The sequence below is a fragment of the Allobosea sp. 2RAB26 genome, assembly GCF_052115465.1.
Classification (GTDB): Bacteria; Pseudomonadota; Alphaproteobacteria; order Rhizobiales; family Beijerinckiaceae; genus Allobosea.
This window is the reverse complement of sequence record NZ_JBFRGS010000012.1, coordinates 126,275-139,797: the sequence shown is the minus strand read 5'-3', so window position 1 is coordinate 139,797 and position 13,523 is coordinate 126,275. Positions and strand designations below refer to the sequence as shown.

14 protein-coding genes are annotated in these 13,523 nt (G+C 64.8%); 4 read left to right on the top strand and 10 right to left on the bottom strand.

The window, feature by feature from the left end:
• Positions 1 to 32: 32 nt before the first annotated feature.
• From AB4118_RS22605 to rpsF, 10 genes are all read right to left on the bottom strand, one after another.
• On the bottom strand, positions 33 to 776 hold the full coding sequence (locus AB4118_RS22605) for an SDR family NAD(P)-dependent oxidoreductase (protein ID WP_441491857.1): 744 nt from the start codon (positions 774 to 776) through the stop codon (positions 33 to 35).
• Positions 777 to 788: 12 nt separating this feature from the next.
• Positions 789 to 2,261, bottom strand: a complete 1,473-nt coding sequence (gene purF / locus AB4118_RS22600; protein ID WP_441491856.1) for an amidophosphoribosyltransferase — start codon at positions 2,259 to 2,261, stop codon at positions 789 to 791.
• A 42-nt stretch (positions 2,262 to 2,303) separates the two neighbouring features.
• Positions 2,304 to 2,987 carry a CvpA family protein gene (locus AB4118_RS22595; RefSeq protein ID WP_441491855.1) on the bottom strand — a complete coding sequence of 228 codons (684 nt, stop codon included), beginning with the start codon at positions 2,985 to 2,987 and terminating at the stop codon, positions 2,304 to 2,306.
• Between the two features lie 107 nt (positions 2,988 to 3,094).
• On the bottom strand, positions 3,095 to 4,492 hold the full coding sequence (gene radA, locus AB4118_RS22590; protein WP_441491854.1) for a DNA repair protein RadA: 1,398 nt from the start codon (positions 4,490 to 4,492) through the stop codon (positions 3,095 to 3,097).
• A gap of 6 nt (positions 4,493 to 4,498) precedes the next feature.
• Entirely contained in the window at positions 4,499 to 5,632 is a 1,134-nt protein-coding gene (gene alr, locus AB4118_RS22585) for an alanine racemase (protein WP_441491853.1), read from the bottom strand.
• Positions 5,629 to 7,116 (bottom strand): replicative DNA helicase, encoded by a 1,488-nt coding sequence (locus AB4118_RS22580; protein WP_069880684.1) that lies wholly within the window; start codon positions 7,114 to 7,116, stop codon positions 5,629 to 5,631. Before AB4118_RS22580 ends, alr begins: the two co-directional genes overlap by 4 nt.
• A gap of 166 nt (positions 7,117 to 7,282) precedes the next feature.
• A complete protein-coding gene (gene rplI / locus AB4118_RS22575; protein ID WP_441491852.1) occupies positions 7,283 to 7,849 on the bottom strand; it encodes a 50S ribosomal protein L9 in 567 nt (188 codons plus the stop codon).
• Between the two features lie 26 nt (positions 7,850 to 7,875).
• Positions 7,876 to 8,823 (bottom strand): DUF2232 domain-containing protein, encoded by a 948-nt coding sequence (locus tag AB4118_RS22570; RefSeq protein ID WP_441491851.1) that lies wholly within the window; start codon positions 8,821 to 8,823, stop codon positions 7,876 to 7,878.
• Positions 8,824 to 8,963: 140 nt separating this feature from the next.
• Positions 8,964 to 9,209 (bottom strand): 30S ribosomal protein S18, encoded by a 246-nt coding sequence (rpsR, locus tag AB4118_RS22565; RefSeq protein WP_038367644.1) that lies wholly within the window; start codon positions 9,207 to 9,209, stop codon positions 8,964 to 8,966.
• Between the two features lie 3 nt (positions 9,210 to 9,212).
• Complete coding sequence (rpsF, locus tag AB4118_RS22560) at positions 9,213 to 9,665, bottom strand: 30S ribosomal protein S6 (RefSeq protein ID WP_113518472.1); 453 nt, start codon at positions 9,663 to 9,665, stop codon at positions 9,213 to 9,215.
• A 324-nt stretch (positions 9,666 to 9,989) separates the two neighbouring features.
• On the opposite strand from rpsF, the gene fabD reads away from it, so the two are divergent.
• From fabD to fabF, 4 genes are all read left to right on the top strand, one after another.
• On the top strand, positions 9,990 to 10,934 hold the full coding sequence (gene fabD / locus AB4118_RS22555) for an ACP S-malonyltransferase (RefSeq protein ID WP_441491850.1): 945 nt from the start codon (positions 9,990 to 9,992) through the stop codon (positions 10,932 to 10,934).
• A 38-nt stretch (positions 10,935 to 10,972) separates the two neighbouring features.
• Positions 10,973 to 11,710 (top strand): 3-oxoacyl-[acyl-carrier-protein] reductase, encoded by a 738-nt coding sequence (fabG, locus tag AB4118_RS22550; protein ID WP_441491849.1) that lies wholly within the window; start codon positions 10,973 to 10,975, stop codon positions 11,708 to 11,710.
• A gap of 263 nt (positions 11,711 to 11,973) precedes the next feature.
• Positions 11,974 to 12,207, top strand: a complete 234-nt coding sequence (locus tag AB4118_RS22545; RefSeq protein WP_043236751.1) for an acyl carrier protein — start codon at positions 11,974 to 11,976, stop codon at positions 12,205 to 12,207.
• A gap of 45 nt (positions 12,208 to 12,252) precedes the next feature.
• Positions 12,253 to 13,518 (top strand): beta-ketoacyl-ACP synthase II, encoded by a 1,266-nt coding sequence (gene fabF / locus AB4118_RS22540; protein WP_441491919.1) that lies wholly within the window; start codon positions 12,253 to 12,255, stop codon positions 13,516 to 13,518.
• Positions 13,519 to 13,523: the final 5 nt, after the last annotated feature.

The following is a 13,523-nucleotide window of genomic DNA, read 5'->3' as shown; positions in this document are numbered from 1 at the left end:
GCCACTTTGCGCCCTCCATGACGCGCGCCAATTTAGGCCGGCATTTGCGGGCTCAGTACCTTGCCCTGCGGAAAATCGAAAATCTTGCCGGTCTCGGCCCAATCGGGCGAGGCCAGGCGTACGAGATGCGGAGCGAGGTCTTCCGGGGTCTTCAGCGTCAGCGGATCCTCGCCCGGCATCGCTTCTTCCCGCATGCGGGTGCGCAGGGGGCCGGGGTTGACGATCATCACCTTGAGCGGGGTCGTTACGGTCTCGGCCGCATAGGTGCGCGCCATGGCCTCGACGGCCGCCTTCGAGATCGAGTACGGGCCCCAATAGGCCAGGCACTTATGCGCCGCACCTGACGACATCACGATGACCCGGCCCGAATCCGAGGCCTGCAGGGCCGGTTCGACCGATTTGATCAGGCGCCAGTTGGCCGTGACATTGGTTTCGAACACCTTGGCCCATTCCTTCGGCGAGGCATGGGTGAGCGGGGTCAGGGGGCCGAGGATGCCGGCATTGGCGAGCAGGATGTCGAGTTTGCCCCAGCGCTGCAGCAGAGCGGGGCCAAGCTTCTCGATCGCAGCCGCATCGCCGAGGTCGACAGGAACCAGCGTCGCACTGCCGCCAATGCCCTGAATCTCATCATCGAGTTCTTCAAGCGCGCCCGAGGTTCGCGCCAGAGCAACGACATGGGCGCCGGCATTGGCGAAGGCGAGGGCTGCGGCGCGGCCAATACCGCGCGACGCGCCAGTGACGAGCGCGACGCGCCCTGCGAGAGGCTTGGTCATCATAGACTCTTGTGATCAGCCGGCTTCGGCCAGGAGGGACAATTCCTGCTTGGCGCTCTCGCCGATGACGTCGGTCAGCGAGGTCGGGTAGTCGCCGGTGAAGCAATGGTCGGTGAATTGCGGCCGGGCGGGATCGCGCCGTTCATGCCCCATGGCGCGGTAAAGACCGTCGACCGAGAGAAAGGCGAGCGAATCCGCGCCGACGAACTGGCGCATCTCCTCAAGGGTATGCGTTGCCGCCAGCAGCTTCTCGCGGTCGGGCGTGTCGATGCCGTAGTAGTCGGGATGGGTGATCGGCGGCGACGAGATGCGGAAATGCACCTCGCGCGCTCCAGCCTCGCGCATCATCTTGACGATCTTGAACGAGGTCGTACCGCGCACGATCGAGTCGTCGACCAGAACGATACTCTTGCCCTCGACCACGCTGCGGTTGGCCGAATGCTTCAGCCGCACGCCGAGTTCGCGGACCTTCTGGGTCGGCTCGATGAAGGTGCGCCCGACATAATGGTTGCGGATAATGCCGAGCTCGAAGGGAACGCCGCTTGCCTGGGCAAAGCCCAGCGCCGCCGGCACGCCCGAATCCGGTACGGGCACGATCACATCGGCATTTGCCGGCGCTTCCGAGGCCAGCTGCGCGCCCATGCGCTTGCGACGTTCATAGATGCTCTGGCCCTTCACGATCGAGTCCGGCCGGGCGAAGTAGATATACTCGAAGATGCAGGGGCGTTCCGCAACCGGCGGGAAGGGCTTGTGGCTCTCGATGCCGTCCTCGGAGATGACGACGACTTCGCCGTTCTCGACCTCACGGACGAACTTGGCGCCGATGATGTCGAGCGCACAGGTCTCGGAGGTCAGGATCGGTGCCCCGTCGAGCTCGCCGAGCACGAGCGGGCGGATGCCCAACGGATCGCGAGCGCCAATCAACTTCTTGTTGGTGATGCCGACGAAGGCATAAGCGCCCTCGATCTGGCGGATGGCATCGACAAAACGATCGATGAAGCGGGTCTTGCGGCTGCGGGCGACAAGATGGAGCAGCACCTCCGTATCGGAGGTCGACTGATAGATCGCACCGTCACGGACAAGGTTGCGGCGCAGCGTCAGGCCGTTGGTGAGGTTGCCGTTATGCGCAACGGCAAAGCCGCCGCCATGCAGCTCGGCGAAGAGCGGCTGGACGTTTCGGAGGATCGTTTCCCCCGTCGTCGAATAGCGCACATGACCGATCGCCTGCGCGCCCTGGAGCTTGTCGATGACCGAGGCTTCCGAAAACGCATCGCCGACAAGGCCGAGACGCCGCTCCGAATGGAAGCGCCTGCCGTCGAAGGTCACGATACCAGCCGCTTCCTGGCCACGATGCTGGAGAGCATGCAGGCCGAGCGCGGTCAGCGCGGCGGCATCGGCATGACCGAAGATGCCGAAGACGCCGCATTCCTCGCGCAGCCGGTCGGCATAGGGATCGAAGGCGTCGTGGGTCTCGGGGTGAGACGTCATTACGGGCTCCATACGCTGTAACACGGCTGCGTTACGCTCCAATTACGGACGAGTTTGGGCAGGCGTTCCGGGGCGGGTGCCTTCGATCGCACGCTGTAGCGCCTGGCGGTCGTTGGCGTTCGGCACTTCAGTGCGGCGCTGCGGGTCAGTGGTCGGGCTCGCCGGTGGGCGCGGCTCCTCGGCCGGCGCCTCGGCAGGCTCTTCGCCGGTCTTGGGCTTCAGCAGCTTCTTGACGAAGTCAGAATTGATGTCCTGCGGCAGCATCGTCAAAAGCGAGCGGCCGGTCTCTTCGAGGATCGGCTTGGCCTTGGCGTCCTTTGCCCAGGTCGGGAGATTCTTGTCGCCCATCAGCGCGGTGAAGAACACGTAACCGATCACCGCCAGCAGCAGCCCGCGGGCGGCGCCGAAGACAAAGCCGAGCGTCCGGTCGAGCGCGCCGATACGCGAGTCGAGGACGAAATCGGAAATCCGGGCAGTCACGAGCGACACGATGATCAAGGTTACCAGGAACAGGGCCGCGATCACGGCGACCAACGCGATGGTCTGGTTCGGGATATGTTGCTGCGCCAGCGGCAGGAGCTGGGGATGAAACACCCAAGCCACCACAGCTGCCGTCGCCCAGGACGCGATAGCCAACACTTCTCGTGTCAGCCCGCGCACAGCGGCCAGCAACGCCGAGATCAGAACCACGCCGATGACGACGAGATCGAGGATTGTGACAGGCATGTAGGAAGCCGCTTCTCTAGCATCTAGGGGTGGCCCGCAAGAAATGGGCTGGCCGCAACGATTTTGCTATACGCGTTCGAAGGGGTTCCGTCACCCTTGGGGGCGGTTCATTTCACATCCCTGCGAGGAGCGCGAGCCGCGATATCGGCGACGAGCTCCGCGACATGCCCGAAACGGCGCAGTCCCAGCCCGCTGCCATCGCCGAAATCTGCTCCACCTGCGGGAAAGAGTGCAGCCTCGAAGCCGAGCTTGGCAGCCTCGCGCAAGCGGGCAGCCGTGACGGAAACCGGACGAATCGCCCCCGACAGTGCGATCTCGCCAAAATAAACGCCTTCGGCCGGCAGAATCGCTCCGGTCAGCGAGGAGATCAGCGAGGCGGCAACCGCCAGATCCGCGGCCGGCTCGTTGACCCGCAGGCCGCCGGCTACGTTGAGATAGACATCATGCTGGCCGAGCCTTAGGCCGCCATGGGTTTCGAGCACGGCAAGCACCATCGCGAGACGGCTGTTTTCCCAGCCGACGACAGCGCGCCGCGGCGTGCCAAGTGAGGTCGGCGAGACCAGCGCCTGGATCTCGACCAGCACCGGCCGCGTGCCCTCAACTCCGGCGAAGACCGCGGCCCCAGGGGCGGCCTGATCCCGGCCCGCCAGGAAAAGGGCCGATGGATTAGTGACTTCCGACAATCCCTTGCCGGTCATCTCGAAGACGCCGATCTCGTCAGTTGCTCCGAAGCGGTTCTTCTGCCCGCGCAGGACGCGGAAGGCATGTGCGCCTTCGCCCTCGAAGGAGAGAACGGCGTCGACCATATGCTCGACCACACGCGGCCCGGCGATCTGACCGTCCTTGGTGACATGGCCTACGAGGATCAGGCAGGCGCCGCTGGTCTTGGCATAGCGGATCAATGCCTGGGCCGAGCCTCGTACCTGCGTCACTGTGCCCGGCGCGCTTTCAACCTCGCCCGACCACATGGTCTGGATCGAATCGATCACGACGAGGGCCGGACGCTGACCCTGATTGAGGGTGGCGACGATGTCCTCGACATTGGTTTCTGCAGCGAGGTCGACCGGCGCATCGGCGAGGCCCATGCGTTCGGCCCGCAGGCGGACCTGCCCGGTCGATTCTTCGCCCGAGACATAGACGACGCGATGGCCGCCATTGGCGAGCGCCGCACAAGCCTGCATCAGCAGGGTCGATTTGCCGATGCCGGGATCGCCGCCGATCAACAGCACAGAGCCGGGCACGAAACCGCCACCGGTGACGCGGTCGAGCTCACCGATGCCGGCGACAATGCGGGGAGCATCCTGTGTCTCGCCTTTGAGCGTCTCGAGCGCAAAGACACGGCCCCGCGCGCGGCCGTTCGACGAGCCGCGTCCGCCCGGCACCGGCGCAGCCTGCGCTTCCTCGCTGAGCGACGACCATGTGCCGCAGGCGTCGCATTTGCCCTGCCAGCGATGATAGACCGCGCCGCAGGCTTGGCAGGTATAGGTTGGACCGCGTTTCGCCATTCGGCACTAGAGCCCGACATAGCGGCGCGCATAGCGCCCGCCCAGCCCGGTCAGGATCTCGTAGCCGATGGTCTTGGCTCCAGCGCCCACCGTCTCGATGTCGAGCGGCCCGCCGATCAGCGTCACCGGCGCGCCCCGCACGGCGGCAGCGGCAGGCGCATCCGTGACATCGATGATGATCAGGTCCATCGAAACCGTGCCGACGAACGGGCAGGTAACGCCGCCAACGATCGCCGAACCGCCGGTGCTGCTATCCGTCCAGCTCGCATTGCGCGGGTAGCCATCAGCATAGCCGAGGCAGATCGTGGCGAGCTTGCGCGGCCCCGGTGCGGTCCAGCGGCCGTTATAGCCCACTTGCGTGCCGGCCTTGACCTCGCGCAGTTGGAGAATGCGAGCCTCCAGCCCGATGACAGGCTGCATCGGGTTCGGCTGGTTCGGCGTCGGGTTGCCGCCATAGAGTGCGTAGCCCGGCCGGGTGAGCTGATAGGACGGGACATCCTTGAGGAAATGACCCGAAGAGTTCTTCAGCGAGGCGGGAATGCCGGGGAAGGCGGCTGCAATATCGGCGAAGGCTGCGGCCTGTCGCGCGTTGGCTGGATCGGCCTCATCCTCGGATGAGGCGAAATGCGACATCACAAGGCCGATGCCTGCGGCCGTGATCGTGCCTGAGCGCTCACGCGCGAGGTTCAAGCCTTCGCCGGCCCAGAGCCCGAGCCGGTTCATCGCGGTGTCGACATGCAGGGCCGCCGACCTGACCGCGGCTCCGCCCTGGCGGAAAGCGGCCCATTCGAGCAGTTCTTCATGCGAACCGAGCACCGGTGACAGGCCGTGCTGGGCAAAGTGGCCGCAGGTTTCCGGCAAGAGGCCGTTCAGCACATAGATCGCCGCGTCGGGAGCCACGGCTCGTGCCCGAACGCCCTCGGACAGATGGGCGACGAAGAACGTCCGGCAGCCGGCCTTGGCGAGAGCTGTGACCGCTGGCTCGATGCCGATGCCATAGGCGTCGGCCTTGACCACGGCGCTGGTCTCGGCCCCGCGGGCACGCTGTCCGAGCGCACGCCAATTCGCTACCAGCGCCCCGAGATCGATCGTCAGTGTCGCGCCGGCCATGCCGGCATCCGGGGTATCGAAGGCGGTCATATCTGTTCCGGCAAATGGGCTTCTTCGGCGCGGTCGGAGAAGCGTGTGACGTCGGCATCGAACTGCAGGGCGATGGTGCCGGTCGGGCCGTGACGCTGTTTGCCGATGATCAACTCGGCGAGACCATGGGCCACCTCCATCTCGTTGAGCCAGGTCGCATGTTCCGGCGTGCCGGCACGCGGTTCCTTGCCCTTGAGGTAATATTCCTCGCGATAGACGAACATCACGACGTCAGCGTCCTGCTCGATCGAGCCCGATTCGCGCAGGTCCGAGAGCTGGGGCCGCTTGTCGTCGCGGTTCTCGACCTGGCGCGAGAGCTGCGAGAGCGCGATGATCGGTACCGAGAGTTCCTTGGCCAGCGCCTTCAGGCTGGTCGTGATCTCGGTCAGTTCCTGCACGCGGTTCTCGCCCTTCTTGGCCGAGCCCGAGAGCAGCTGGAGGTAGTCGATGAAGAGAGCATCGAGCCCCTTCTGGCGCTTCAGCCGTCGCGCGCGCGCCATCAGCTGGGCGATCGAGAGGCCACCGGTCTGGTCGATATAGAGCGGCAGTTTCTCGATCTGGTTTGCGACATCGGCCAGCCGCGCGAAATCGCCTTCGGAGATGCGGCCCTGCCTGATCTTGTATGACGAGATGCCCGATTGTTCGGCGACGATACGGGTCGCGAGCTGGTCGGCCGACATTTCGAGTGAGAAGAAGGCGACGATACCGCCGTCGACGGATTTGAGCGAACCGTCATCCTGTCGCTCGCCGCGCCAGGCCTTGGCGATGTTGAACGCGATATTGGTCGCAAGCGAGGTCTTGCCCATGGCCGGGCGACCGGCAAGCACGATCAGGTCCGAGCGCTGCAGGCCGCCCATGCGCGCGTCGAGATCGCGGAGGCCGGACGAGATGCCTGAGAGACCGCCGGCGCGCTGGTAGGCGCTCGCCGCCATGTCGATCGCGAGGCGAAGCGCGCCATCGAATTTCTGGAACCCGCCCTCGTAGCGGCCCTTCTCGGCCAGTTCATAGAGCCGACGCTCGGCTTCCTCGATCTGCTCGCGAGGCGCCATCTCGACCGGTGCGTCATAGGCGACGTTGACCAGATCCTCACCGACGCCAATGAGCAGGCGCCGGATGGCGAGTTCGTAGATCGTGCGCCCGTAATCCTGCGCGTTGATGATGGTCGTGGCCTCGGCCGCGAGGCGCGCGAGATATTGCGAGGCCGTGATGCCGCCAAGATCGATCTCGGCGAGAAATGTCTTCAACGTGATCGGCGTCGCGATCTTGCCCGCTCGGATCAAACTCGCGGTCAACTCGAAGATGCGCTGGTGGATCGGCTCGAAGAAATGGTCCTGCAGCAGGAAGTCCGAGACGCGGTAGAACGCGTCGTTATTGACCAGGATTGCACCCAGCAGCGCCTGCTCAGCCTCGATATTATGGGGCTGGACGCGATACTCCGCCTCTTGACTGTCGAGACGGGCAACGAGGGCGGTGGCAGTGGCCATGATCTGCGGGCAAGCTCGGCTGAGATGAGTCGGATAAACTGTACTCTAGCACCCTGACGCCCGATGCCAGCAGGCAATGCGGCTTCCTCCCGATCTTCACACCCTTCCAACGAAAAGGGCGCCGTGTTGCCACGGCGCCCTTGACTCATGGTTAGACGAGGTCGTCTCAGCGATCGTCGTTGTCGCCGGCCTCGGCCAGTGCCGCGCCGACCTCGAGACCGAGATCGTCGAGATCGAACTCCTCGCGAGCCGTGACGTTCTCACCGCGGACCTGGCGCTCGGCCTCTTCAGCGGAACGGGCGATGTTGATGGTGACGGTGACCGAAACCTCAGGATGCAGCACGACCGGAACGGTGTGCAGACCGAGCGTCTTGATCGGCGCGTTCAGGGTGATCTGGCTACGGTCGACGCTGAAGCCGTCCGCGGTCAGGGCCTCGGCGATGTCGCGGGTCGAGACCGAACCGTAGAGCACGCCGGACTCGCCCGACTGACGCAGCATCACGACCGAGTGGCCGTTCAGCGTCTCGGCGACCGAATCGGCCTCCTTCTTGAGCTCGAGATTGCGGGTCTCGAGCTGGGCGCGCTGCGTCTCGAAGCGCTTCCTGTTCTCTTCGGTGGCGCGCAGCGCCTTGCCGCGGGGCAGCAGGAAATTACGGCCGAAGCCGTCACGCACGCGGACGACTTCGCCCATCTGGCCGAGCTTGGCGACGCGTTCGAGCAGGATCACTTCCATTGGTCTTCTCCTTCTTGTGTTTGATGTCAGGCGTTAGGCATGGGTGGAACGGTGGGTGGGGCCTTTCGGCGCCCCAGCAGAGAATCGACGATGCCGGCAAGCGACAGCAGCGGCGTCAGCAGGGCCTGCATGATGACGAGCGCGAGATAGACCGAGATCAGCGCCGGCCCGCGCCAGGCTTTGCCGCGCGTCAGATCGTGGATGGTGGCCAGCCCGCTGAACATGAAGGCAGCGAGGAGTGCGCCGGTCATCGCAGCTCCGGCGACGCCGATGAAACCGCCGAGCGTGCCTATCGCCATTGCCAGGCCAAGCAGGATCAGCGCCTGGCGGGGAACCGTCGTTGCCGGAATGAAAGGCCACGGGCGCGGCAGCCGGCCGGAGACCTGCACTGCCTTGGCCGCAAGCCAGAGATTGGCGACGATCGTCGTGACGAAGGACGCGCCGATCCCGACGGGGACCGCGGGCGCGAGCGTCAGCGCAAGCTCGGAAACCTTCACATCTGCTGGCAAGGCGATGAGGCGGCTGCGCACCATCTCGGAGAGCAGGTTCTCGATGACGCGTGCGATCACCGTGCGATAGGTGTCGTAGTCCGTGGTCATCACGAGAGCGCTGCCAACGGTTGTCAGCGCGGCTATTGCGGCGATCCAGACCAGAAGATGACCGAGCGGATACCACTCGGCACCGCCCGTGCCGTCATGACGGGCAAGCAACGCGAGGTAGGCAATCCACCAGGCTGGCAGCGCGACGATCAGCGCATAATTCAGCCCGGCGGCAAAGCTGAGCGCGACCATGCCGGCGATCGCGCCGGCTGCGGTCGCAACAAGCCCGGCGCGATGATTCCAGCCGAGTGCCGCGATGAAGATCGGAAGAGGGGCTGCAGAATACAGCAGAATAGCCAGCGGCGATCCGGTGATCACCACTGCGAAAAGAAGGGCCGAGACAAGGCCCGCACCGATGCCGACGATCGGAAGCATTCTTCGTCCTGCTGTCCCGCTGCTCGAAATGGCAGGGTGAGAGGCATCTCGCCTCAACATACCCGGCGGGATTTCACCGCTGGGCGACTAGGGGTTCGGCCACCGCCGGTGCCAGGCACTGGCGGTGGGTCGCAATCCGCTTAGCGGATGACGTAGGGCAGCAGGCCCAGGAAGCGGGCGCGCTTGATCGCCTGGGCGAGCTCACGCTGCTTCTTGGCCGAAACGGCCGTGATACGCGACGGCACGATCTTGCCGCGCTCGGAGATGTAGCGCGAAAGCAGGCGCACATCCTTGTAGTCGATCTTCGGAGCGCCTTCGCCCGAGAACGGGCAGGACTTGCGGCGGCGGAAGAAGGGGCGGCGGGCGCCGGCGGAAGCGGTCGACATGGCTTAGGCCTCCGTGCCGGTGGTTTCGGTGGTCTCGTCTTCGCGACGCGGACGGTCACGGCGCGGGCCGCGATCGAAACGGTCGCCACCACGCTCGAAGCGGTCACCGCCGCGCTCGCCGCGGTCGTCACGATCGCGCTTCTGCAGCATGGCCGACTGGCCTTCCTCGAGCTCCTCGACGCGGATCGTCAGGAAGCGCAGGACGTCTTCGTTGATGCGCATCTGGCGCTCCATCTCCAGCACGGCGGCGGAGGGAGCGTCGATGTTCAGCAGCGAGTAATGAGCCTTGCGGTTCTTGCGGATGCGATACCCGAGCGACTTCACGCCCCAGTACTCGGTCTTGGTGACCGAGCCGCCATTCGCCTCGATGATGCCCTTGAACTGTTCGACAAGAGCTTCGACTTGCTGCGCGCTGACATCCTGCCGCGCGAGCAGCACATGCTCGTACAATGCCATTATGGCCTTCCTTTGTTTCACCCTGTTTCGCTCGGCGCGGAGCCCTCCGAGCCCTGGATAAGGCCCGACAGGATTTCATCGAAGGCGGAGACACGGGATGGCGGTTCGAGAGCCGAACCTGCGGATGCTTGATAAGCGCCCGCCATCCGTTCAGCCTCCGGCCGAACAAACAGGAGGCGGCTGATACAGCGTCGTGGCCATTTCCGCAAGCCAAATCACTGCACAGGTGGCTGCGAATTCTCCAGCAAAGCTTGACTTGGCCTCCCAAGCAATGTGAGAGCGCCGTCGCGATGACTAATTTATGAACATCGGGATTTTCTCAGCATGACAACCGCGTTCATCTTTCCCGGCCAGGGCTCTCAGGCCGTCGGCATGGGCAAGACCTTGGCCGACGCCTTTCCGGCGGCCAGGGCAGTCTTTGCCGAGGTCGACGACGCCCTGTCGCAGAAGCTTTCGGCGATCATGTGGGATGGTCCTGCTGAGGAGTTGACGCTGACCGCCAATGCTCAGCCTGCCCTGATGGCTGTGAGTCTTGCCGTGATCCGTGTCCTTGAGGCGGAGGCGGGCCTGTCGCTGCAACGCGATGCGGCCTTCGTGGCCGGCCACTCGCTCGGCGAGTATTCTGCGCTGGCGGCTGCGGGCAGCTTCTCGATTGCGGATGCTGCGCGCTTGTTGCGGATTCGCGGCGACGCCATGCAGAAGGCTGTGCCGGCAGGCGAGGGGGCGATGGCAGCGCTGCTCGGGGTCGAGCTCGAACAGGCGCGCGAGATTGCCAGGGATGCAGCGCAAGGCGAGGTCTGCGAAGCTGCCAATGACAATGGTGGCGGACAGGTCGTTCTCTCCGGCAGCAAGGCAGCGATCGAGCGGGCTATTGCGCTCTCCGGGCAGCGCGGCGTCAAGCGCGCCCTGCCACTGCCGGTATCAGCGCCCTTCCATTGCGCGCTGATGCAACCTGCCGCAGATGCTATGCGCGAGGCCCTGGCAAGGGTCGCTCTGGCGGCGCCGGTTGTTCCGGTGATGGCCAATGTCGGAGCTGCTCCGCTGAGCGACCCCGATGCGATCCGCGCGTCGCTGGTGGCGCAGGTGACGGGAACCGTGCGCTGGCGCGAATGCGTGCAGGCTATGGCCGATGCCGGCGTGACCCGTTTCGTCGAGGCAGGCAGCGGTAAGGTGCTGGCCGGCTTGGTCAAGCGTATCGCAGCCGGCACGAGTGCGGTTTCGCTCGGCGCCGCCGACGATATCCGCAATTACAGTGCCCAGAACGGGTGAGCCGGCAGGATGCCGGGTCGATATAAAAAGGAGGCAGCATGTTTGACCTGACGGGGAAGAAAGCCCTGGTCACCGGCGCGACCGGAGGGCTGGGCGGCGCGATCGCCCGCACGCTCCACGGCCTCGGTGCCAGCGTCGCTCTGTCCGGCACGCGGGTCGAGGCGCTCGAGGCTCTCGCAGCCGAGCTTGGCGAGCGCGTCGTGATTGCGCCTTGCAACCTGTCGGACAAGGATTCGGTCGAGGCGCTCGTCCCGACTGCTGAGGAGAAGCTCGGTGGGCTCGATATCCTCGTCAACAATGCTGGCGTGACGCGCGACAATCTTTTCCTCCGCCTCAAGGACGAGGACTGGGACAGCGTGATCGCCGTCAATCTGACCGCAGCATTCCGGCTGTCGCGGGCGGCCGTGAAGACGATGATGCGCCGCCGCTATGGCCGCATCGTTTCGATCGGTTCGGTCGTCGGCGTCACCGGCAATCCCGGGCAGGGCAATTACGCCGCCTCGAAAGCCGGGCTGATCGGGATGTCCAAGGCGCTGGCGGCGGAGGTCGCCAGCCGCAACATCACGGTGAACGTCGTTGCGCCGGGCTTCATCGAGTCGCCGATGACGCAGGCGCTCAACGACAAGCAGCGCGAAGGCATCCTCGCCGACGTGCCGATGGGCCGATTGGGTGTGGGTGACGATGTTGCTGCAGCTGTCGCTTATCTCGCCAGCAACGAGGCCGCTTACGTGACCGGGCAGACGCTTCACGTCAACGGTGGAATGGCAATGATTTGAAGGTCTTGAGAAGGTTCTTTGTAACCTTCCGAGATCGGTTTGCGGCTCTCGTCAGCTATCGACGAGTGTGTTAACTAGCGCCGTCGCGCTGCAGCGCGCGTGCTCGGGGGGACTTGACGCGAACCCTGTTGTTGCGTTTGTGCAGCCTTAAGAGTTCCGCCCCGGCGGCATTCCGGAAGGGGTGCCGGGTGCCGGGTGGCGGGAGCGGTTCCCTACACGCATCGCGATCCAGCGATGCGTTTCAAGCTTTGAGGAAAAGATCCATGAGCGATGTCGCCGAGCGCGTGAAGAAGATCGTGATCGAGCATCTCGGCGTCGAACCCGAGAAGGTCGTCGAAGGCGCCAACTTCATTGAAGATCTGGGTGCCGACAGCCTCGATACGGTCGAGCTCGTGATGGCTTTCGAGGAAGAGTTCGGCGTCGAGATTCCGGACGATGCTGCCGAGACGATCGTCACGGTCGGCGACGCCGTCAAGTTCCTCTCGAAGAGCGCCTGATCGGCCTCTGGCCGTTACTGCATCATGAGCCCACGCAGCTACACCATGCGACGTGTCGTGGTGACCGGGCTTGGCATGGTGACGCCGCTTGCATGCGGCGTCGAGCCGACCTGGTCACGTCTGATCTCCGGCGCCAGCGGCGCCGGTCCGATCACGAGCTTCGACGCGAGCGACCTTCCCGCCCAGATCGCCTGCAATATTTCGCGCGGCGATGGTTCCGACGGCACCTTCAATCCTGACGATTGGATGGAGCCGAAGGAACAGCGGAAGGTCGATGATTTCATCGTCTTCGCAATGGCGGCTGCGACGCAGGCGCTCAATGATGCCGGGTGGAAACCCGAAAGCTATGAGGACCAGATCGCGACCGGTGTCGCGATCGGGTCCGGCATTGGTGGGCTCGGCGGCATCTATGAAGCGTCGATCCTGCTCAAGGAGCGCGGCCCGCGCCGCCTCTCGCCTTTCTTCATTCCCGGCCGGTTGAGCAATCTCGCCGCCGGCTATGTTTCGATCACGCACGGCCTCAAGGGGCCGAATCACGCAGTGGTCACGGCTTGCTCGACCGGCGCTCATGCCATTGGCGATGCCTCGCGGATGATCGCTCTCGGCGATGCCAAGGTGATGGTCGCGGGGGGAACCGAATCGGCGATCAACCGCATCGGCATTGCCGGGTTCTGCGCGTGTCGCGCGCTGTCCACTGGCTTCAACGACACGCCTGAGAAAGCCTCGCGTCCCTATGACAAGGATCGCGACGGCTTCGTCATGGGCGAGGGGGCAGGGGTCGTCGTTCTCGAGGATCTCGAGCATGCCAAGGCGCGCGGTGCGCGCATCTATGCCGAAATCGTCGGGTACGGCATGTCGGGTGATGCTTATCATATCACCTCGCCGGCCGAGGATGGCGACGGTGCCTATCGTTGCATGTCGGCGGCGCTCGATCGTGCCGGGGTCACGGCGGGTGATCTCGACTACATCAACGCGCATGGCACCTCGACCCAGCTCGGCGACGAAATCGAGCTGCGGGCAGTCGAGCGGCTGCTCGCCAACGCTCCGCGGAAGCCCGCCATGTCCTCGACCAAGTCGGCGACGGGACACCTGCTCGGCGCGGCAGGCGCGATCGAGGCGATCTTCACGGTCCTCGCGATTCGCGACCAGATCGCACCGCCGACGATCAATCTCGACAACCCATCCGTCGAGACCGATCTGGACCTGGTGCCGAATGTCGCGAAGAAGCGCAGCATCGAGATCGCTCTCTCCAATTCCTTCGGGTTTGGCGGGACGAACGCCTCGCTGGTGATCCGGCGTTTCGTCGACTGACGCAC

What these genes read in the sequence shown, in the direction of transcription:
- fabD (WP_441491850.1), top strand. Translation starts at nt 9,990, where the DNA reads ATGACAACCGCGTTCATCTTTCCCGGCCAGGGCTCTCAGGCCGTCGGC.
- AB4118_RS22595 (WP_441491855.1), bottom strand. Translation starts at nt 2,987, where the DNA reads ATGCCTGTCACAATCCTCGATCTCGTCGTCATCGGCGTGGTTCTGATC.
- radA (WP_441491854.1), bottom strand. Translation starts at nt 4,492, where the DNA reads ATGGCGAAACGCGGTCCAACCTATACCTGCCAAGCCTGCGGCGCGGTC.
- fabG (WP_441491849.1), top strand. Translation starts at nt 10,973, where the DNA reads ATGTTTGACCTGACGGGGAAGAAAGCCCTGGTCACCGGCGCGACCGGA.
- alr (WP_441491853.1), bottom strand. Translation starts at nt 5,632, where the DNA reads ATGACCGCCTTCGATACCCCGGATGCCGGCATGGCCGGCGCGACACTG.
- AB4118_RS22545 (WP_043236751.1), top strand. Translation starts at nt 11,974, where the DNA reads ATGAGCGATGTCGCCGAGCGCGTGAAGAAGATCGTGATCGAGCATCTC.
- AB4118_RS22605 (WP_441491857.1), bottom strand. Translation starts at nt 776, where the DNA reads ATGATGACCAAGCCTCTCGCAGGGCGCGTCGCGCTCGTCACTGGCGCG.
- AB4118_RS22580 (WP_069880684.1), bottom strand. Translation starts at nt 7,116, where the DNA reads ATGGCCACTGCCACCGCCCTCGTTGCCCGTCTCGACAGTCAAGAGGCG.
- AB4118_RS22570 (WP_441491851.1), bottom strand. Translation starts at nt 8,823, where the DNA reads ATGCTTCCGATCGTCGGCATCGGTGCGGGCCTTGTCTCGGCCCTTCTT.
- fabF (WP_441491919.1), top strand. Translation starts at nt 12,253, where the DNA reads ATGCGACGTGTCGTGGTGACCGGGCTTGGCATGGTGACGCCGCTTGCA.
- rpsR (WP_038367644.1), bottom strand. Translation starts at nt 9,209, where the DNA reads ATGTCGACCGCTTCCGCCGGCGCCCGCCGCCCCTTCTTCCGCCGCCGC.
- purF (WP_441491856.1), bottom strand. Translation starts at nt 2,261, where the DNA reads ATGACGTCTCACCCCGAGACCCACGACGCCTTCGATCCCTATGCCGAC.
- rpsF (WP_113518472.1), bottom strand. Translation starts at nt 9,665, where the DNA reads ATGGCATTGTACGAGCATGTGCTGCTCGCGCGGCAGGATGTCAGCGCG.
- rplI (WP_441491852.1), bottom strand. Translation starts at nt 7,849, where the DNA reads ATGGAAGTGATCCTGCTCGAACGCGTCGCCAAGCTCGGCCAGATGGGC.